Origin of the sequence: Cytobacillus sp. T106 (assembly GCF_040492155.1) — a bacterium.
In the GTDB taxonomy this organism is placed as follows: domain Bacteria; phylum Bacillota; class Bacilli; order Bacillales; family Cytobacillaceae; genus Bacillus_AB; species Bacillus_AB infantis.
On record NZ_JBEUMK010000004.1, the window covers coordinates 114040 to 134931 of the forward strand.

A 20892-nucleotide genomic window follows, 5' to 3' on the forward strand; every position below is an offset into this window, starting at 1 on the left:
TTTTTAAACAAGTTTATTGGGATTCAGGAGGCCTTCTGGATCAATGGCCCGCTTGATTTTCTTCATCACCTCATAGGCCGCGCCATGCTCCTTCTCCTGATACTTCTGCTTGCCGATTCCGACCCCATGCTCTCCTGTACAGGTCCCGCCGCGCTCCAGTGCATACATGACAATCCGTTCATTGAACTCCTCTGCCTGCTGCACCTCCAGCGGATCATCCATATTGATCATCAGCAGCACATGAAAATTCCCGTCCCCGACATGCCCGACTATGCCCCCGGCCAATCCCAGTGCATCGAGGTGGACCTTGCTGTGTTCCACAGCTCCGGCCAGTTCTGATATAGGCAGGCATACATCTGTTACCATCATCTTCTTTCCAGGATACCCGTGAATATAAGCATAAGCGAGATTATGGCGCGCCTCCCAGAGCTGCGTCCTGGAAGCGTTGTCAGTTTCAAAGTCAATTTGTTCTGCCTGGCATTCCTCAGCGATCGCCTTCATGAATTCAACATCCTGCTTCAGCCCGGCCCCGTTTCCATGAAACTCCAGAAACAGCGTCGGCTTTTCAGCATACCCGGTACCGCTGAATAAATTAACCTGCTTCATTGAAGCCTCATCAACTAGCTCTCCCCTGGCTATCGGAATTCCTGCCTGGAGGATGCTGACGATTGCTTCGACCGCAGAGGTGATGGTGGGAAATGAAGCCCTTGCCGCCAGAATGGCTTCCGGTATGCCATACACCTTCAAGGTCAATTCAGTAAAGCATCCCAGCGTCCCTTCAGATCCGACAAACAGTCCATTCAAATGATAGCCGGAGGATGATTTGGCTGCCAGATTGCCTGTATGTATAATGGTCCCGTCAGCTGTCACCACTTCAAGATCGCGAACCTGATCCCGCATCACTCCATACCTGACCGAGGTTGTCCCGCTTGCATTGGTCGCAGCCATCCCGCCTAAAGTGGCATCTGCCCCAGGATCAACCGGGAAAAACAAACCATATTTCTTCAGGACTTTGTTAAGCTGGGACCGGGTAACGCCCGGCTGCACCCGCACAAGAAAATCCTTTTCCCTGACCTCCAGCACTTTATCCATTTTTGAAAAATCGACAGTTATCCCGCCGTTATAGGGGATCACATGTCCTTCCAGGCTGGTTCCGCGCCCAAATGGGATAACCGGCATTTTATGCCGCCTGGCAGTTATGATGATTTTTTGGACATCCTCCGTCGATTCCGGAAAGACGACGACATCCGGCAGGCTTTCTTTATGATAGGATTCATCCCGGCTTCGCTGCTCCCTTTCTGTTTGATTGACAGAAACCTGCCCTTCTTTTAACATACTCTGCAGTTCTCCTATCGCTTCCGCGCTGACTGTATTCATGCATCTCTCTCCCTGCTGAATAATGGTTCATACCAATTAGTTATATATTCAGATTGGTCCAACCTTTTCGTCCATTTTACTAAATTGTCTGAAAAAATCAATAACTTCTTTCAAAGTATTGAGCTTTCCCTGGATTTTCTGTATGATGAAATCGCTTTACCTGTCATTTTTAGGGAGTGAAAAATATGAAAAAAAAGGCCTATGAAACTATAATAGATCACCTCCAGAATATACTTTTTTCCGGTGCCTTCCAGCCCGGGGACAGGCTTCCGACTGAAAGGGAACTGGCATCCCGCTTTAAGGCGAGCCGCACATCTGTCAGAGAAGCCTTAAGGCAGCTCGAAGCACAGGGGGTGCTCGAAATCAGGCAGGGCAGCGGGAGCTATCTGAAAGCCCGTCCGAATTCCCGGCCGGAGAGCGTCTCTTTTACCATCGAAAATGAAAAAACCAAGCTTGTCTATGAGATGCTCGAGCTCAGGCGCGCCTTGGAAGTAGAATGTGCCGGGCTTGCAGCACAGAGGGCAGGCTCTCTGGATTTGGAGCCGATCAGACAGGCCCTTCTCCTGATGGAGAGCACGGATGATGCAGAGCTGGGGATTAAGGCGGATGTCGACTTTCATTTCGCCATTGTCAATGCCGCCCGCAATTCCATCTTTGCCAAACTGTTTGAAACGGTAAGCGGACATATGAATGACACCATCCGTGCTACTAGGAAGGAAAGGCTCCTCGATCCATCGAGAAGGCAGGATACCATTGAAGAACATAAAGAAATCTTTCTGGCCATCGCTTCAGGCCAGGTCCAAGAAGCAAGGCTCTCCATGGAAAAGCATATCTCCCTAATTAGGAGAGAGCTTTCTTTAGGAATGATAGATAGGCAGCAGGTACAGTGAGCTTTTTATAAGGCTGAAATCAGGAGGATCATTATGTATTGGGAGACTATGCCCGGCTGGTTTTGGGCCATTTATTATTCTATTCTGTTTAGCTCGATGGTTGCCGCTGTCTATTGTATTATGAAAGAACAGCTGAAGATTCCATCTGTCATTTTGATTTTCTTTGTACTGAGTGTACCTATTGCCAGCACTGAAAGAGGACCCGGAATAAATGAAATGGAATACTTTATCGGCCAGCTGCAGCAGGGCATCGGCTGGACCTTATTTTCGCTGGCAGGTTATTTATTATTTGATGCTGTGGTGGTTCCTTTTCTTTTTCAAAAAGAGGTGTCATCACAGGAAAAGTAAGGAGATTTCTTCTTAATCAAACGTTTGATTAAAGAGGCTTCAGCACTTGGGGCATATGCATTTTGGTTCTGAAGCTTGGACTCATGGGTGCAAAGCTACGGATCAATTGCTTTTAAGAACTTTATCTTTGCGCTCCCCCTGCAGCTTCTCGTTATGGGGCGTCTTGTCCGCTTTCTATTCGAGAGGTTGTTAAAGGCAGGGAGATTGAAGGATCAGCAGTTTAATAGTCTTCAAAGGAAAAAGGGCGGTTCTCCCGCCCTTCCTTTTAATCCACTGCTCTTAAATGGAACACATAAGACTGAAAATCCCCGCCGCGCTCGGCCGTCTTTCCATTAACGCCGTTAAATTCAACGGGAAGCTGCAGCCCGGTCTGCATCAGCTCATCTCCGTAATAGCTTCTGCTGCTTCCTGATACCTGGTACATAATAGAAGGATTCAGTCCTGAAAGCTTCAGCGTTTGCTGTTTCGGCGGATTCGCCATTGCCAGTACCTTATACCAGCCAACCAGCGCCTCCGTTTTGTCCTCATTCACTGTCAGCCAGGCTGTTTCGTTTCCTTCAAAAGGACTCAATAATCTGCAGAAATGCCCGTCCCTTATCAGGCTTCGGTGCTGTTTATAAAAAGAAACCTGCTCTGAAATCCGGCTGCGCTCTTCATCTGATAGACTAAGAGGATTCAATTCATAACCAAATGTTCCAAAATAGGCTGTATTGGCCCGGGTAGACAGCGGAGTCTCTCTTAAAGTCTGGTGGTTCGGCACGGCAGACACATGTGACCCGATGCTGTACAGAGGATAGGCAAAGGAGGTCCCATATTGGATCTTCAATCTTTCGACTGCATCTGTATCATCGCTGGCCCACGCCTGCGGGGCGTAATACAGCATTCCGGGATCGAACCTGCCTCCCCCGCCTGCACACGATTCAAATAATACCTCCGGAAATTCTGATGTCAGCTTTTGATACAAGCGGTACACTCCAAGAATATAACGATGGAAGAACTCACCCTGCTGCCCAGCCGGAAGATTCGCTGAAAAGGCTTCCGTGATATTCCGGTTCATGTCCCATTTTATGTAGGACAATCCTGTCATTTTAATAATGCCTGACATTTTCTCATATAAATACTCGACGATCTCTTCCCGTGAGAAGTCCAGCACCAGCTGATTCCTCCCCAGGGTTTGGCCGACCGCCCAGTCGGGATGCTTTTCATACAGCCTGCTTTTCGGGCTGATCATCTCCGGTTCGAACCAAAGGCCGAATTTCATTCCGGTTTCCTTTATTTTTTCTGCGAGCTTCTCCAATCCATTCGGGAGCTTGCTTTCGTCTGTTTCCCAGTCTCCCAGCGAGGTTGTGTCATCATTGCGCTTGCCAAACCAGCCATCATCCAGGACAAACAGCTCGATTCCCAGCTCTGCAGCAGACTTTGCGATATTCACCAGCTTTTCTTCGTTAAAATCAAAGTAGGTGGCTTCCCAGTTATTAATCAGAATCGGCCTTTCCTTTTTGCGCCATTGTGCAGGAATCAGATGTTTCCGGTAAAGATTATGGAAGGCCTGGCTCATCCCGTTCAGCCCGCTGTCAGAGTATATCATCACTGCTTCCGGGCTCTGGAATGACTCCTTTTCCCCCAGAGACCAGTGAAACCCGAAAGGATGGATGCCAGCTGTAAGCCTTACCGCTTCATAATGGTCCACCTCAGCCTGAATGATGAAATTGCTGCTGTAAACAAAGTTTAAGCCATAGACCTCACCGTTATGCTCTGTCGCATCAGGCCTCGCCAATGCGGCAAACGGATTATGATGGTGAGAGCTTGCACCTCTTATGCTTGAAATGGATTGAATTCCTGCCTGGAGCTTTCTTTCCTTCACATGCCGCTCCCTTGACCAGGTACCTGCCAGATGAAGAAAGCGAAAGTTACTATCAGGTAAATCAATGGACGCACTCATTAAACGGTCTATTTCAAGAGACTCTTCTCCTTCATTTTTAAGAAGGACGCTTCTTGTGATCGCAGGATGATTCTTGAAAATGGTGTAATTCAGCAAAAGCTCTGCCTGAAGTTTTTCATCCCTTAAAAAGATCTGGAGCGTAGCCGCTTCCCCATTCTCTTCCGTATAGGTGGCCGGAAGCCCCTTTAGCAGGGGCTTCCCTTCCATTATCTTAAAACGTTCAAACTGAAAGTCAGGAATATGATTCAATCCATTTCGTTTTACCAAAATGGCAGGTTCCCTGAAATCTGAGCTGCCATAGACAGGATATTCCTGGCGCAATGTCTCAAGGGAAAAGGCAGGATCATCTGCATAAGGGTGGCAGCTTGCTGCGGTCGGTACATCATAAATCTGTAAATGGGAAAAATCCTCCCGGTGGCGGAGTGCCTTTCCGTAATAAAGATGGCCAAGCTGGCCGTTTTTCATGACGTGAAAAATATAGCTGACCTGCCCATTTGTCAGATGGAACTGTCTTGTCTCACTGTTTGCATGTATTAGCATAGGATCACCTGCTTCAAAAAATTCTTACACCCGTTCAATGACAAACTCGAATACCATGTCTTTCTCCGGCTGGATTGTATGTTCGCTGTGGACAGGAGCCCCCCAGCTGTCATCGCCGCCCACACCCATCTGGCGGCCGGCAACCGTCACCACTGTGTAATGGATATCAGGCAGTTCATAGTGATGGTTTGCATGCTCCAATTCGAATGCCGTGTATGGAGAGACTGTACACTCCACCGGCTCCCCTTCTGCTGAAATCCTGATGCCTGAACCATTCTGATTGGTTATGTCCACTGAGCGGACGCCGGTACGGTTTCCGGACTCCTGAGGCATCACATATCCGGAGACATTATCTTTCACTGTGTTCTGGAATCTTCCAAGCCTGGCCCCACGGCTGCGGTCATCATAATTCTCCTCCGGCCCAAGGGCATACCAGTCAAGCTTTTCATATTTAGCCGGCACCTTGAAGGAAAGGGCGAATATCGGCATTTGCGGAAGGTTATCTGCACCATTGTATACGGATCTTACATGCAGGGAACCATTTTCGCGTACTGTGTAATGAACCTTTACGCTCATTTTTTCGCTGATGGAAAATTGATAGCTGAACGCAATTTCGGCAGAGCCCGCTTCTTCTTCCTTTACTTCCACCGCTGTACACTGCCTTGCCAGGCTCGCCGCATACCATGCCCCTGATGTGAATCCCTGTGCGAATCCCCTGTCATTGTCTGTAGTTGCTCTCCAGAACAGCGGGAAGACTGGATACGAAATCATTTCTTTTCCGGCATATTTGAGCGAGACAAGTGTTCCAGCCTGCTTAGAGAATATGATGGAAAAACCGCTTCCATGGACACCGATATTTACGTCTCCTTCTACAATCCTTAGTTTCCCAGACACTGCTTCAGCTTTTTGCTCACCTTCCACCTCGAAAATATATTGGCCGAATGCAGCTTCATGCCCCTGCTCAGCCCATTGCTCCGGCTCTCTAAGGATAAGCGAAGTTGTAATGCAGTACTCACCAGCCTTCTCTCTGATAGCTTCAGGCCATTCGAAGGCTGCATATCCTTCTTCACCTGGATTTACAGACAAGGACGAAAATCCTTTAAAAATCTCATTTCCCTCATGCTGCAGTGTATACTGCAGATCATACTGTTCCAGATTAGTAAACAAGCTTTCATTCTTAATCCTGGCACCGGCCCATTCTACTTCCAGCTTAAAGTCCTGATAAAGGAATTTCACTTCCTGCATTTTCGGGGACAGCTCCCGGTTGGCATAAACGATGCCGTTCGTACAGAAGCCATAATCGGTCGGCCGGTCATCAAAGTCCCCGCCATAGGCAAGAAATTCTTTGCCGAAACGGTCTTTTTTCACCAGTGACTGATCAATATAATCCCAAATAAAGCCGCCCTGGTACATCGGGTATTTGTTTTCCAGATCAGTATATTTGTACATGCCTCCAAGCGAGTTGCCCATCGCATGCATATATTCACAGCTGATGTATGGCTTTTCGGGATCTTCGGTTAAGTATTTTTCAATATCGGCCGGCTTGGCATACATCCGGCTTTCCATGTCACTCGTTTCGCTGTAATTCCGGTCATAGAATACCCCTTCATAATGAACGAGCCTGCCGGGGTCTTTTTCCTTGAAGTATTTTGAGACGTTCAGGATCACGTCGCCTGCATATGATTCATTGCCGCAGGACCAGATCAGGATGGATGGATGGTTCTTATCCCGCTCATACATGGAAATCGCCCGGTCCATGACGATATCCTGCCATTCCGGCAGATTCCCCGGTATATTCCATGAAGGCTCGACTTTGCCCATCTTCTGCCATGATCCATGTGTTTCAAGATTCATTTCATCAATCACGTAAATCCCGTATTCATCACAAAGCTCATACCACAGGCTCTGGTTCGGATAATGCGAGGTGCGCACAGCATTGATGTTATGCTGCTTAAGCATCTTAATATCCCAGAGCATATCCTCCCTGGTGATGGCCCTTCCTGTCCGGCAATTGAATTCATGCCGGTTGACTCCTTTAAAGACAATCCGCTGTCCGTTCAGGGTCATGATTTTATCTTTCATTTCAAACCTTCTGAACCCAACCCTTTCCGGTATAACTTCTTCTATGCTTCCGTTTTCTCCATAAACCGTAAGATAAAGCTTATAAAGGTTAGGCTGCTCCGCACTCCATAATGCAGGAGAGTCGAGCCCGAGAGTGAATTCCCAGCTCCCGCCGCTTTCAACTGCCTCTCCTGAGGAAACACGGTTCCCAAGGTCGTCATATAAATCTGCTGCAATCCGTGACGGAACATCACTGCCCTTCAGCAGTTCCAGTCTTCCCTTCAGCGTACCGCTGGTGAAATGATCATCAAGCTCTGTCCTGACATCAAGGTCATTGATGTGAGTGCCGGGCACCGTATACAGATACACATCCCGGAATATCCCGGAGAAGCGCCAGAAATCCTGATCCTCCAGCCAGCTTCCTGTACTGCGCTGGTATACTTCTACAGCCAGCTTGTTATCACCATCCTTAAGGTATGGTGTCAGCTCAAACTCAGCAGGAGTAAAGCTGTCCTCGCTGTAGCCGACGAATTCTCCGTTCAGCCACACATAAAAAGCGGACTCCACTCCCTGGAATGAAATATAAAGAGGCTTGCCTTCCATAGATTCAGGCACCGTAAATTCTTTTACATAGCTTCCGACAGGATTAACGTCCTGCGGAATCTCAGGCGGGCGGATATCAGCAAGGCCGTCCCATGGATACATCGTATTCGCATATTGGGGTTTGCCGTAGCCCTGCAGCTGGATGTGTCCGGGGACATTGATGAAATCCCAGCCATCACACGAAAATTTTTCCTTGTAAAATTCGGCAGGCCTCATATCGGGGTTCACCGAATAATTAAATTTCCAGCTGCCATTCAGGCTGTGTCGCATGCTCATGGAAGCACCCGCCCTGGCTTCTTCCAGAGTTTTATAGTATTTATGGTCTGAGTGTGCGGGGAGGCGGTTCACTGCAAACACACTGACATCCGATAGCCAATTTAAAGATGGAGTTGAAGACATTTTTCCTGCACTTCCTTTTTATAAAAAGTTTATTTAACCGATCCCATCATCCCTGCCACGAAGTGCTTCTGCATAATGAAGAAAATCAGTGCAGACGGGAGGGTCGCAATGACAATAGCTGTCATGATCACACCATAGTCAGGTGAATAGCTTGAACCTAAGTTGGATATCAAAAGCGGAATTGTCTGGTTTTCCGGTGACTGCAGGACAACCAGGGGCCATAGATAGCTGTTCCAGCTTGCCATGAAGGTGATGATTGCAGCTGCAGCATAAGTCGTTTTCATGGTTGGCACATAAATGCGGAAAAAGATGCCCAGCTCAGAAAGACCATCGATCCGCCCGGCTTCGAGTATGTCGCGCGGAAACATTTTTGTGCTCTGCCTGAAGAAGAAAATCAGGAAAGCGGTAGTAATCGTCGGCAGGACGGCTGCCGTGAGAGTGTCGATCCCGATCATCGGCATGGTCTGCGATATGGTTCCGAACATGCGGAATAAAGGCACCATTAAAGCAGCAAACGGAATCATCATTGATAAGAGCAGGATATTGAACACAATATCCTTCGCCCGGCTTCGGTAGATTTCAAAGCCATAGCCTGCAAGGGAAGCAATCAGAAGCGCCAGCAGAGTCGTAGAAATCGAGATTTTTGCTGAGTTCATCAGGGCTGGAACGAGATCAACCGTATTCAGGAGATTCGTCACATTATCCATAAAATGGCTGCCCGGAAGAAGTCTGCCTTTTGTTACATCTGCTGACCTGTTTGTCGAGCTGACGATCATCCATAGAAATGGGAATATGGAAATGATAGAAGCCACTATCAGAACGGTGTAGCCTATTATACGATTCGATTTACTCATTTCTGTCACCTGCCACTTTAAACTGAATGATGGAGAAAATGACAATCAAGATGACAATGGCATATGAAACCGTTGCAGCATAGCCAAAATCAGGTGTGTACTTAAAGGAAAGATTATAAATATATTGAGAGATTGTCATGGTTGCATTTGCCGGTCCGCCCGCTGTGATATTCATGACTTCGTCAAACAGCTGCAGTGTACCGATTGTGGATGTAATAGATGTAAAGAGAATGATCGGCTTCAGCATGGGCACCGTTATTCTGAAGAACTGCTGAAAAGAAGAGGCCCCGTCCATTTTGGCTGCTTCATAGATTGACTGATCCACATTTTGAAGAGCCGATAAATAAAAAATCATATTATAACCCGTCCATCGCCAAGTGATGGCCACAATGATCGTTACTTTTGCCCAGAACGGATCAGTGAGCCAGGAAATCGGCTCAGAAATAAGCGCCAGCTTCATCAGCATAATATTGATGATTCCATCCTGGCTGAAAAGGTACTTAAAGATGACCGAGTAGGCTACCAGTGAGGTCACACACGGCAAAAAGATGGCTGTCCGGAATAATCCCTTCCACTTAAGTGTTTTGTTGTTAAGCAATACAGAAAGGAATAAAGCCAGAATAATCATCACTGGCACCTGGACAATCAAGAAGATCACAGTATTCTTAAGAGTCGTCAGAAAAGTAGGATCCTTCAAAAGCCGGGTATAATTATCAATCCCGGTGAATTGAAGATTTGCTCCTGTCCCTGACTGAAACGAAAGAAGTAATGCCTGTACCATCGGATAAAAATAAAACAAGCAAATCAATCCTGCTGCAATGACGATAAATGACCATCCCACTGCACCATTCTTTATTTTTAATTTTCTATTTGGCCTTGCTGTGCCTGGGCCCTGCCCTGGCTTTTCTGCTGTAACTGTCTGGCTGGCTTTTGCCGGCATCATATTCATCAGCTCCCAACCTTGTTCTAGTAGGAAAAAGCCCCGTTCATCCGCCTGATAATCAGTTAGCTCCATTAAACCGAAAGGAGTAGCCGGCGAATTCCCGAGGCTTAATTCTTATTTAATTTTATTGAATTTGCGCTTCTGCCTGTGCCTGTGCGTCTTCAAGTGCCTTATCCAAATCTTTGCCCTTCAGATAGTTCTGCATTTCAACTGCAAGGATATCTTCAATGGCATATGTGTGCAATCCGTAGTTTACTTGAGGAATCTGCTCTGTCCATTTGGCAAAGTCAGAAATAACCTCCTGGCCGCCGAAGAAGTCATCGCCTGATGTATATGCCTCTCCTTCAGCAGCTGGTTTATAAGTGCCGATTGCCCCGATCTCGGTATTCAGAGTCTGATAAAACTCTGAATCAGAACCAAAGGTTTTTGCCAGGAATTCTGCAGCTTTCTCTTTTCCAGGGATGTTCAGCACGTACCATGAGCTGCCGCCGAGATTGGAAGCATTTACTGATCCGGAAACGCCGGACTGCTTCGGCTGTGCTGCTACTGTCCATTTGCCGGACTGGTCAGCTTCTGCTTTGATGGATGCAGTAATCCAGTTGCCCGAAGGAACAGTTGCCACATCTCCGCTGTTGAAGCCTGCCACGAACTGGCTCCAGTCTGAAACCGGTTTAACAAGGTCTGCATCCAGGATTGCCTTGTACGTCTTGAAAGCTTCCTTCAATGCTTCATTGTCTGCCAAATCAGGTGATTTTCCATCTTCCTTCAGATACCAGGAGCCGCTGGACTGAATCATGGTGCGGATCAGCCCAAGATCTTTCGGGTCTTGAGTCAGCATATGTTTGCCTGTAGCTTCTTTAACCTTTTTACCGATTTCTATATATTTGTCCCAGTCAATGTTTTGGATATCTTCAGGCGTATAGCCTGCCTGCTCAAGGTAATCAGTTCTGAAATACAGCCCTGTGACACCTGTATCAAACGGGAGCCCGTAATTCTTGCCATCCAGGCTCGTCGGCGCGATCTTGTATTGTGCGAAATCATCTGCATTGAATGAATCTGTCAGTTCGTAGAACATATCAGGATATGCCTGCAGGAAGCTTTGCGCCCGATAGTCCTCGATCAGGACGATGTTCGGGAGACCCTTTGCCGTCCCTGAGCTCAGGCTTGTGTTTAGCTTTTGGATGATATCCGCCTGTGCATTCTCAACAATCTTTACGTCAAGCTCAGAATCCTCTTTCTGATAGGCTTCTTTTGCCAGTTCGAGAGCTTTGATGTTGAAGTTTGGATCCCATGCCCAAACTGTTATTTCATTTGTATCTTTTGATTCTCCTGAAGCATCTTCAGTATCTGACCCTGAAGAACAGGCAGACAGCATCAATACCGCAATTAATAAAAAGGCCAGCAGCTTTTTCATTGATTCCCCTCCATCTATTTTTGTAAGCGTTATCTTTCTGTCTTTATCGTAGCATCTTAAAAGGAGGGAGTATTAGGAGGATTTTTTTTTACATTTGTAATATCTTTGTCTCATGAATGCGTTTTCACCGGTTGTTCTTTGGACTTTCTTTAGAAATTTGGACGATTTTAAGCTTGTGGGAGCGGTATGGTGAGCCGGATGGTTGTCCCGTCTCCCGCCTTACTGGAGATGGATACACCCGCATCGTCTCCATAAATGAGCTGCAGTCTATCATGCACATTTCTCACGCCAATGCCGGTGAAAAGCTGCTGCTTGCTTTTAGCAGGCATTTGCTTATCTTCCTCAATCTCCATTCCGTCACCATTATCCACTACCTCGCAAATCAGCCTGCTGTTCTCCTTCCAGATCAGTACATTGATATAGCCTCCATCCTTCCGATTGAACGCATGGAAAAAGGCATTTTCCATAAAAGGCTGAAGGATCAGATTTGGAATAGGCTCATTCAGGCAGTCCGGTGAAACAAAATAATTGGTCTTAATTCGGTCTCCATAACGCTTTTGATTAATAAAAGCATAATTTTTAAGATTATCGAGCTCCTGCTTAACCGTCACGGTTTCACTCGGAGAGCCGATTGTGTTTTGAAGCAGTGATATCAGCGCCATGATGGTGTTTTCCGCCTCCTGCCTGCCGCCCTGCTGAACCATAAAACGGATTGATGTGAGCGTATTATATAAGAAGTGCGGATTGATCTGCTGCTGAAGGGCTGCCAGCTCGGCATTGCGCTTTTCCTTCTGTGTCTGCATCAGTTCCTCGACATAATCATGCAGCTCGTCCAGCATACTGTTGAATGCATAGGCGATTTTCTTTGTTTCATAGGTCCCTCCCACAGTCACATACTGGACAAAGTCATGCTTCGCAGCCCCTGAGATTTGCCGTGCTAAAGTGGAAAGAGAATTTGTAAGCCGGCGTGAAGCAAAAAACACGATAAACAGGACGGCAATTACAATTAAAATGACAATTTGCGCGATATCGCTTTTATCAATCAAATCTCCGAACGCTACTTCCTTATCTATGACATTGAATAGATACAAATCAAAGGAAGGCAGATATTCCATGAGGATGATGTGATCCTTTCCCATGAAATTCCCCACTTTATAAGGCTCAGGTCCTTTCAATTCCTCCGTATAGCGGCGCAGATCAGTTGACGTCCGGCCAATCAGGTCCGGCCGGCTGCTGGAAAGTATCACACCCGAATTATTGGTAATGAAGACATGATTTCCAGGACTGGTATAACTGGCATAAAACTTTTTGAATTCTTTTTCCTGGATGGCAAAATACATCTCACCATAATCCCTCCCCGAAATCGGCTCCCTGATGGCTCTCGTGGCGACGATGAAATTCCTGTCATCCGACTCAATATCCTTCCCCGGCCTATAGTCATACTGATACAAAAGCCTCTTGGGATTCCGGAGGGTGTTTTTCCGGATGGCACTCCTTCTAAGCTCCTCATCGGTTATGGGCCAATAAGGACGGTCGGTCGCATAGTCTATTCCATTCTTGCCTGTCACGACAATGCCAATTTCATAGGCGTCAAGATAGGATTTGATCCTGTTCATCTGCTGGTACATATTAAAATATGAAACCATCTGCTCATATTCTGTTTCTTCATCTGTCAGTATCCGTTTGACAGTCCCATTTTGCAGAACATTATTGGAAGCTGTCACGATAGAGTAATGGAAGGATTCAAAGCTGTCCTTCACCTGATTCATTACCTTTGAGTTGGTTATGCTGAACCTGTCGATAAAAAACTGCTCTGACATCCTGACGATTGTGACAGTCAGCACAGCGGCAACCGATATAATAATAAACACTGTGAAAAGGAACTGCTTCATAAATAATCCGTTAAGTCTCATAGTCGCTCATCTCTTATCTTGTAAAATATTTTCGTTTATACTGGCTTGGCGACAGCCCCGTCCTTTTCTTGAACACCCTGCAGAAATAGCTGTGATCTGAAAATCCGACCAGCCCGCTGATTTCCGATATCGTGGCCTCCCCCTTCAGCAATAGCTTAGAGGCCTCCTCAATCCTGATTTTGTTCAGCTGCTCAATAAAGCTTCCCTCGTTATGGGCCGAAAAGTAGCTGGATAAATAGGACGGATTAAAATGAAAGTGTCTGGCTGCTTCTGTCAGTGTAATAGGCTCGGCATAGTGTTCTTTCATGTATTCAATAATTTTTTTTATGGTAATCCCGTTTTGGTTGTCAGCAGGAATCAGTAATTCATCCACCTCTTTTATAAAACGTGCCAGAACATCAAGTGCCTCTGAGGCAGTCCCTGCATCTTCAACAGCCTTAAAGTATTCATATTTTTTCTTTTGGATCGCATCCGCTTCAACAGTCATATTTCCCAGAATGACCGTAATATTAAAAATCGCATTCCCTAAAAATGCTTTAAATTCAAAAGGCGCAATAGAACTGTCCTTCGCCAGGGAAGAGGTATGCTCACTCAGATAGGCCAGTGCAGAATGAACATTTCCGTTCTTGAATTCCTCTGTAAACCGTTCCAGGCTGAACTCATTCCTCTCTGAAGAAGCTGCAGGCAGATCTTCTTCCTTTAAGACCCCTTTTTCAGGAAAATAAAAGGAATAGGGAAGCAGATTCAGTATGCTGTCCTTCCACACAGCACCGAGATCGGATAAGCCTTCAAATTTACGGCTGAGCGCCACTGCAGCCGTATCTGCACGTGCAGCAGCTTCCTCAATCACAAGGAAAAGCCGGGCTTCCTCTTCTTTTTCTATATTGATCAATATCCCTGCAATGCTTTCGTCTGTAAAAAAGGGAATTGCAGCGGCTTTAGGCGCCTTTTGACTGATCCCTGCTTTAACTTGATGGACAAGCTCTGCGGCAGTACTTGCTGCACGTTTTGCCTCAATGCCAAGAAGATAAAAAGTTCCAAAGGGAAAACTTTCTTCTATAGCTGACTGGTCCATAAAAGCTTCATAGCCTGCAGCCAGCTTTTCTATCACTGATTCTATTGAATGGCTGCTGTTTCCCTCGGTTTGCAGGAGGGAGGGAATCTTGCTGGCAGCTGCCTGGAGTACTTTCAGCAGCCCTTCCGCATCAAGCTTCGGTTTTAATATATAGTCAACCGCCCCGTTCTGGAAAGCTGCTCTGACATAGTCGAACTCCCCATAGCTGCTCAATACAACAATCTTTATATCAGGATAACGTTCAGTCACAATCCTTGTGAGTTCTTCTCCATCCATAATTGGCATGACAATGTCTGTCAGAATGATATGCGGCCGCAACGCCTCAATCATGTCCAGTGCCTCCTGCCCATTCGATGCCTCTCCCGCAATCCTGAATCCAGCCTGCTCATAATCCATATAATGCTTAATTCCCTGCCTGATTAAAACCTCATCATCTACAATCAGCACTCTGCACAGCTCTTCCTTTGGCATAATTGACCCCTCCATGCAGGAATTTGTGTTTTTCTTTATTATAAATCACTGCCGTAAACGTTTTCATAATTAAATACAGGAAAATTCCGATGTAAGATAGCGATAGATTATCTAAATGAATATGATTCTACCAAATTTTTTAATATTTCTACATAAAAACTGAATGATTCTACATAAATTTTGCTTTTTTCTACATAAAAATCACTTGATTCAACAAATAATACATTTTATGGTAAAAACAAGAAAACGCCAGCCCCTCTGGACCAGCGCTTCCCTTCATTCATTTTTATTTATCTTCTGCAACCTTCACCAGCTGCTTGCCCATATTCTTTCCTTCAAATAGTCCAAGGAAGGCATCAAGGATATTATCAAATCCTTCCGTTACTGTTTCTTCGTATTTGAGCTTTCCTTCGCTGACCCATTTGCCGAGGTCGGCAGCTGCTTCTTTGTAGCGGCTGGCGTAATCCCCGACTGTGAAGCCTTTCATGAGCGCGCTCGTTTTGATCAGCTGGCCCTGGACGCGCGGACCTGTATCTTCACCCTGCTTGTTATAAGCTGAGATAGCTCCGCATACCGGCACCCTGCCAAATTTGTTCAAAAGGCTGATGGCTGCATCGCCAATTTCTCCGCCGACATTTTCAAAATAAACATCAATGCCGTCCGGACAGGCCTTTTCCAAAGCCTCGCGGATATCGCCAGCTGTTTTGTAATTGATGGCTTCATCGAATCCAAGCTCATCCTTCAGATAAGAAATCTTCTCATCAGACCCTGCAATCCCGACTACCCGGGCACCCTTGATCTTAGCAATCTGGCCGACTGCGGATCCTACTGCACCTGCCGCACCTGAAACAACGACGGTTTCATTTTCCTTCGGCTGCCCGATATCAAGAAGCCCAAAATAGGCAGTCAAACCTGGCATTCCCAGGATCCCAAGGTGAGTTGAGACCGGTGCAACCTGAGGATCAATTTTGCGGACAGCCTTTTCTGAGGCAACGGAATATTCCTGCCAAGGCAGCATTCCGACAATATAATCACCTTCATTAAATGCAGCCGATTTGGACTTTACAACCTTGGCCACCCCTCCGCCGTGAAGCGCCTCATCGAGCTTAAATGGCTCTACATACGATTTTGCGTCAGACATCCGCCCGCGCATATAAGGATCCACAGACAGGTAGACCGTCTGAAGCAGAACCTCTCCTTCCTTCGGCTCCTCGACCTTAACATCGGCAAAACGGAAATCATCCTTCACAGGTGTCCCTTTCGGACGTGAAGCAAGCTGAATTTGCTGCTGAGTATTCGGTAGCATGGTTATCCTCCTCTTAAATGATAATTGCACTTTACCATATTGATGAATGGTGATTCAATCTTGAAGGGCCAGCTTCCGCACATCCCGACGAAATACCCAGCGTCCTCCCGCCGTGCCAGGCACCTCAAAAAGACAGTTTCCGGCCTTTTGTCCACGAAGGATGCCAGACACGGTGAAACAAAATGGCTGCTCGTTCGTATATAATTATAGGAAGATTATGTAATCACAATTCTTACATCCCTGCTGGTAATCATGAAAGAGGTGAACGCCTATGCCAACCTTTCTTGTTGTTAACCTTTGCATTGTTTTAGTTCTGTCTGCTATTATGTCCTATATTACGAAGAATGGAGAAAAGAAGGACAAGGGATTTGTTTTGTCTTACTATCAATTGAGCCATAGAAGAAAAGTGATTCGCTCCTTATGGGAGCTCCCTTTCCTCATTCTCTTCCTGATCCTGATGTTTTATCTCACGGATCTTGAAACTATCTATATGCTGTCACTTTCCGCCCTGCTGTTCTTCGTGTTCATTGGCCAGTTCTGCTATAACTACTATAAGTGGAAGCAGCAGGAAAAGGCATGATCGGCTGAGATCATGCCTTTTCCTCATTCAGCGTGCCCTGGCACCACAAAAAGACAACTACCCGCTATTTGTCCACAGACGGTGCCTGGCACTGGCAGCATTCTTCTAGAAAATGGTCCCCTTAAATTTTTCCGGCTTTGTAACATAGCTCTCAATTATGTAACCGCAGCCCGTGCAGATGATATGCTCAACGGGTGATCCAAAGCTCATCCTATTGTCGGGTATGATTGTCCCATATCCGTGCTGACTGCCTTTGCCCAATTCCTTCCCTTCGCATTTTGGGCATTCCCCTGCTATTTTTTTCATCGGAATTCCTCCCCTTTTTAGCACTCCTTTGTATTAAATACGAAAACATTCCGCTAATCTTGATTGCTACCTTAAATGAAACTTCACAGCAGTTCATCCGTCCGCGGCCGCCAAATCATATGATGGGAACCCTTTCCCCAATAATTCTCTATTACAACCGCAGGCTGTCCGAACTTCATCTTCCAAATTTCCTGGGCCCTTTTGTACCCGCTGTCCATACAGAATTCTTCAATTCCCCTTTCGCAAAAAACAGGGTAAAGGCTGGTCAGCAACTTGCTGCCGACACCCTCTCCCTGAACATCAGGATGAACAAAGACGGTGCCAACTTCAAATAAATGGCTGTACTCCTGATTGGTGTTCTCCAGAATCAGCCTGCTGGCCGGCCCAAATTCAACAGTCCCGATTATCTTCCCGCCTGCCTGCGCAAGCAAAAAATACCGGGCCTCTCCCCGGCTTGATAGATCCTGCAGCAGGTACTCTTTTTTCACTTCAATCTCTTTCTCCATATCCTCTAAAAGTCCGCCGATGCCTTCCTTGATAAACGTATCGGTTATGACCATATTAAAAAAATCATTTAGTTCAGCTGTATCTTCATAAACGGGTCTTCTAATCTTTATGTTTTTCATCTTTTTGATTACCCCTATCTAATAATAAAAGGCCGCTGCACCGAGTCCAAGGCAAACTGCTGCTATGAATAAAGCAGCTGAAGCCCCCCGGCTTGCCTTAAGCTTTATCCCCCAAGCACCGAAGAATACCGCAGCCGCAATTTTCGAAGTTCCTTGAAAAAATGCGCCACCATCTGCAAAAACAGAACTGCTGAATAGAATCGATAAAAACAGAGATCCTGTGATCAAAATCTTGAACCACAGCGGTTCTCTTAAGAATAGACCCGCAAACAGCTTTATCTTTTTCATTGGTCATAACCCCCTTCCAAGATAGGAAACATTGGTTTAAAAAAGGATTGCATCAGAGAGAATCTTTAAGAGCCTTTGGAGTTTCTATGTTTTATAGAAAATCCTTCCAGCGGAATATCTGTCTCTATATTACGAATGAAATTCAATTAAGTTGCGTTCTAACCAGCAAAATTTTCAGAAAACTCTTTCGGTAACCAGTTATCCCGTTACCCCTCAATGCAGAACAGATTTCTATAAGAATGCTTTGCTTTAGCTTCCATAAGAAAACTCAGGTACACCGATTCATCAAACCTTGGGATTCCCCGCACTAAAAGAAAAAGCCTGCACAGATATACTGTACAGGCTTAGCCTATGGCGCTCCTTACTATTCTTGTGAAAACTTAAAAGCAGTAACTGACCGGAAGCTTTCCCCTGCTTTCAAAATACAGGATGGAAACTCAGGGTGATGCACCGCATCCGGCAGCCCCTGGGTCTCCAGGCAGACGCCCAAATGATTGGCGGCTGTTACACCGCGTATGGAGAATGGCCCCTCCAGTGTATTGCTTGTATACAGGACAACGGCAGGCTGGTCTGTTTCCACGACAAGGCGACGGCCGCTTTCTGCGTCGTATAAGGTGATTTCTTCATTCTCGTTTTCAGCAAGCAGGAACGGATGGTCATAGCCGCTGCCGACCCGTATATTCTGCGGGTTATCCGAAGTGTTCCCATCCTTGAGTTTTCGGCCTTCTGTAAAATCAAATACCGTTCCATTGACAGGCACGAGCTTGCCGGTCGGAATGAGTGCTTCGTCCAGTTCCGCAAACCGGTCACTTTTAAGCGTCAATTCATGATCAAGGATTTCCCTTTTCAAATCTCCGCTCAGATTAAAATACGAATGATTCGTTACATTGACGATCGTATCTTCATCACTGGTTCCTTCATAGCTGATCTCCAGTTCGTTCCGGTCATTCAATGTGTAAGTAACCTTCATCTCAAGGTTTCCTGGATAGCCTTCTTCGCCATCCTTGCTGACGTACCGGAAAATGACGCTTGCTGAATCCGGGCCTTCTGTGACTTCTGCATCCCAGAGCTTTTTATCAAAACCTTCCACGCCGCCGTGAAGATTATTTCCGCCATTATTTTTGGCAAGCTTATAGGTTTTCCCGTTCAGCTCGAATTCCCCTCCGGCAATCCTCCCGGCATGGCGCCCGCAAACTGCTCCAAAGTAAGGGGAATGCTGCTGGTATTCTTCCAGAGTATCAAAGCCCAGGACCACATTTTCCATCCGCCCATCCCGGTCCGGCACAAGGATTTTCGTGATGATACACCCATAATCGAGGCAGGAAACCTCCATTCCCTGCCTATTCACCAGTGTAAAGATGGAAACTGTCCGTCCATCCAGCTCTGCAAACTTCTCTCTAACTGCCTTCATTTGCAAGACTCCCATTCTTTTAAAAAATGTAATTCATTGCTCCAATCAATCAAGTCCCTCCAGGAGATCAGCAAACCTGCGGAATGCCGCCAGGCCGGATTCAGTCTGCTTGAACACGCCTGCATCCTCAAGAACCCTTACAAACTTATACCCGATTTCTTTCCGTATAATAGATCCCGCTGTTTTGCCGGTTAACTCAGCTGCATACTTCACTTTCATTTCAGCAGCCCATGGCAGATGGTAATCTTTTACCTCTGCAGGCTGGTCGAGCAGAAACTTTTCTATCTCACTGATTTCCTTTTCCAGACGCGCAGGCAGAACGGCCAGTCCCATTACTTCAATCAGGCCGATGTTTTCCTTTTTGATATGATGGACGTCGGCATGCGGATGAAAAATGCCGAGCGGATGCTCAGTGCTCGTGCGGTTGTTCCTGAGGACAAGATCCAATTCATAGAGGCCATCCCGCTTTCTCGCAATTGGTGTAATGGTGTTATGCCTCGTCTCTTCAGTAAATGCCTCTATTTCAGCTTCTGTATCACTGTATTGAACCCATGCTTCAAGAATCATTTCAGCAGCATCAGCGAGCTCTTCCTGTTTTTGGCCTCTCAGGCGTATAACAGATAACGGCCATCTTAGCATGCTGGCGCTTATATCGGGGAAACGGGTTAGCTGGAACGAGCCGATTTCATCTGCACCAGCCATAGCAAACTCATAGCTGCCTCCCTGATAGTGATCATGGCTGAGTATGGATCCGCCGACAATCGGCAGATCCGCATTGGAGCCAACGAAATAATGCGGAAATTTCCCTGTAAACTCCAGCAGTCTCGCAAAAGTGCTGCGGTCGATTTTCATATTGCGGTGCTCCCCGCAAAGGACGATACAGTGCTCGTTATAATATACATACGGCGAATACTGCAGGAACCACGATTCACCAGACAGCTCCAGGTCGATAATTCGGTGGTTGGAGCGTGCCGGATGCCCCGGACGCCCTGCATATCCTTCATTTTCTGCACATAGCAGGCATTTCGGATAATTGGAGGAAACAATCTTCATCTCCCGTTCGCGTGCTATCTGCTCCGGATCCTTCTCAGGCTTGGACAGATTGATCGTGATGTCCAGCTCGCCATATTCGGTGGCGATTTTATAATTTATATTCTTTGCGATGCTTTTGGTCTGAATATAGTTGCTGTTCCGGCTGAGGTCGTAAAAATACCTGGTAGCCTCTGCAGGGCTATCTTCATACTTTCCATAGAACTCTCTATTTACGGCAGAAGGCTTTGGAACAAGCACATCCATGATCTTGCTTGAGAGAATATCTTTATCACTTTCAAGGCCGGCTATCCTGCCTTCAGCAACCGCAAACCCGATAAGGTCTTCCAATACATCAGGAATGGCCTTTTCCACCGCTTCGGCATGTTCCGGATACTCGACTAGCCCGAGCAAAGACATGATTTGATTTCGTGCATATATTCTGTCGCGATCCTCAATCATGCCTAAGGCAGCGGCCTTATTGACCAGCGTCTCTATGCTCGCATATACATCCAT

18 protein-coding genes are annotated in these 20892 nt (G+C 46.5%); 4 read left to right on the plus strand and 14 right to left on the minus strand.

Going from position 1 to position 20892, the window contains the following annotated elements; all coding sequences use genetic code 11:
- Nucleotides 1-3 precede the first annotated feature (3 nt).
- Nucleotides 4-1377, minus strand: coding sequence for an FAD-binding oxidoreductase (locus tag ABU165_RS10965; RefSeq protein ID WP_022543287.1), 1374 nt, complete (start codon nucleotides 1375-1377; stop codon nucleotides 4-6).
- 185 nt (nucleotides 1378-1562) lie between these two features.
- On the opposite strand from ABU165_RS10965, the gene ABU165_RS10970 reads away from it, so the two are divergent.
- From ABU165_RS10970 to ABU165_RS25200, 3 genes are all read left to right on the plus strand, one after another.
- Entirely contained in the window at nucleotides 1563-2267 is a 705-nt protein-coding gene (locus ABU165_RS10970; protein ID WP_165352694.1) for a FadR/GntR family transcriptional regulator, read from the plus strand.
- Between the two features lie 33 nt (nucleotides 2268-2300).
- Entirely contained in the window at nucleotides 2301-2615 is a 315-nt protein-coding gene (locus tag ABU165_RS10975) for a hypothetical protein (RefSeq protein ID WP_253616155.1), read from the plus strand.
- Nucleotides 2616-2702: 87 nt separating this feature from the next.
- Nucleotides 2703-2951 carry a hypothetical protein gene (locus ABU165_RS25200; protein ID WP_478236546.1) on the plus strand — a complete coding sequence of 83 codons (249 nt, stop codon included), beginning with the start codon at nucleotides 2703-2705 and terminating at the stop codon, nucleotides 2949-2951.
- Here the strand turns inward: ABU165_RS25200 and ABU165_RS10985 are convergent.
- The 8 genes from ABU165_RS10985 to ABU165_RS11020 all read right to left on the minus strand — a co-directional run bounded on the left by ABU165_RS10985 (nucleotide 2881) and on the right by ABU165_RS11020 (nucleotide 16136).
- Nucleotides 2881-5097 (minus strand): alpha-galactosidase, encoded by a 2217-nt coding sequence (locus ABU165_RS10985; RefSeq protein ID WP_253616154.1) that lies wholly within the window; start codon nucleotides 5095-5097, stop codon nucleotides 2881-2883. The genes ABU165_RS25200 and ABU165_RS10985 overlap by 71 nt on opposite strands.
- A 24-nt stretch (nucleotides 5098-5121) precedes the next feature.
- Nucleotides 5122-8160, minus strand: a complete 3039-nt coding sequence (gene lacZ, locus ABU165_RS10990; RefSeq protein WP_253616152.1) for a beta-galactosidase, LacZ type — start codon at nucleotides 8158-8160, stop codon at nucleotides 5122-5124.
- A 29-nt stretch (nucleotides 8161-8189) separates the two neighbouring features.
- On the minus strand, nucleotides 8190-9014 hold the full coding sequence (locus ABU165_RS10995; RefSeq protein ID WP_022543283.1) for a carbohydrate ABC transporter permease: 825 nt from the start codon (nucleotides 9012-9014) through the stop codon (nucleotides 8190-8192).
- Complete coding sequence (locus ABU165_RS11000; RefSeq protein WP_374703166.1) at nucleotides 9007-9957, minus strand: carbohydrate ABC transporter permease; 951 nt, start codon at nucleotides 9955-9957, stop codon at nucleotides 9007-9009. Before ABU165_RS11000 ends, ABU165_RS10995 begins: the two co-directional genes overlap by 8 nt.
- Before the next feature lie 124 nt (nucleotides 9958-10081).
- The gene (locus ABU165_RS11005) at nucleotides 10082-11371 is read right to left on the minus strand and encodes an ABC transporter substrate-binding protein (RefSeq protein ID WP_129613873.1); all 1290 of its coding nucleotides are present in this window, start codon (nucleotides 11369-11371) and stop codon (nucleotides 10082-10084) included.
- A 167-nt stretch (nucleotides 11372-11538) separates the two neighbouring features.
- On the minus strand, nucleotides 11539-13284 hold the full coding sequence (locus ABU165_RS11010; RefSeq protein WP_248138479.1) for a cache domain-containing sensor histidine kinase: 1746 nt from the start codon (nucleotides 13282-13284) through the stop codon (nucleotides 11539-11541).
- Between the two features lie 13 nt (nucleotides 13285-13297).
- Nucleotides 13298-14830, minus strand: coding sequence for a response regulator transcription factor (locus tag ABU165_RS11015; RefSeq protein ID WP_318060653.1), 1533 nt, complete (start codon nucleotides 14828-14830; stop codon nucleotides 13298-13300).
- 286 nt (nucleotides 14831-15116) lie between these two features.
- Complete coding sequence (locus ABU165_RS11020; protein WP_009792468.1) at nucleotides 15117-16136, minus strand: NADP-dependent oxidoreductase; 1020 nt, start codon at nucleotides 16134-16136, stop codon at nucleotides 15117-15119.
- 271 nt (nucleotides 16137-16407) lie between these two features.
- On the opposite strand from ABU165_RS11020, the gene ABU165_RS11025 reads away from it, so the two are divergent.
- Nucleotides 16408-16716, plus strand: a complete 309-nt coding sequence (locus ABU165_RS11025) for a hypothetical protein (protein ID WP_148950629.1) — start codon at nucleotides 16408-16410, stop codon at nucleotides 16714-16716.
- A 105-nt stretch (nucleotides 16717-16821) separates the two neighbouring features.
- Here ABU165_RS11025 and ABU165_RS11030 read toward each other — a convergent pair whose 3' ends face one another.
- From ABU165_RS11030 to galT, 5 genes are all read right to left on the minus strand, one after another.
- On the minus strand, nucleotides 16822-17022 hold the full coding sequence (locus ABU165_RS11030) for a hypothetical protein (protein WP_009792469.1): 201 nt from the start codon (nucleotides 17020-17022) through the stop codon (nucleotides 16822-16824).
- 83 nt (nucleotides 17023-17105) lie between these two features.
- Nucleotides 17106-17648, minus strand: coding sequence for a GNAT family N-acetyltransferase (locus tag ABU165_RS11035; protein WP_148950630.1), 543 nt, complete (start codon nucleotides 17646-17648; stop codon nucleotides 17106-17108).
- An 18-nt stretch (nucleotides 17649-17666) separates the two neighbouring features.
- The gene (locus ABU165_RS11040; protein WP_318060654.1) at nucleotides 17667-17936 is read right to left on the minus strand and encodes a hypothetical protein; all 270 of its coding nucleotides are present in this window, start codon (nucleotides 17934-17936) and stop codon (nucleotides 17667-17669) included.
- Between the two features lie 364 nt (nucleotides 17937-18300).
- On the minus strand, nucleotides 18301-19347 hold the full coding sequence (locus ABU165_RS11045; protein WP_318060655.1) for an aldose epimerase family protein: 1047 nt from the start codon (nucleotides 19345-19347) through the stop codon (nucleotides 18301-18303).
- Between the two features lie 45 nt (nucleotides 19348-19392).
- Nucleotides 19393-20892: a UDP-glucose--hexose-1-phosphate uridylyltransferase gene (galT, locus tag ABU165_RS11050; protein ID WP_318060656.1), complete on the minus strand. Its 1500-nt coding sequence runs from the start codon at nucleotides 20890-20892 to the stop codon at nucleotides 19393-19395.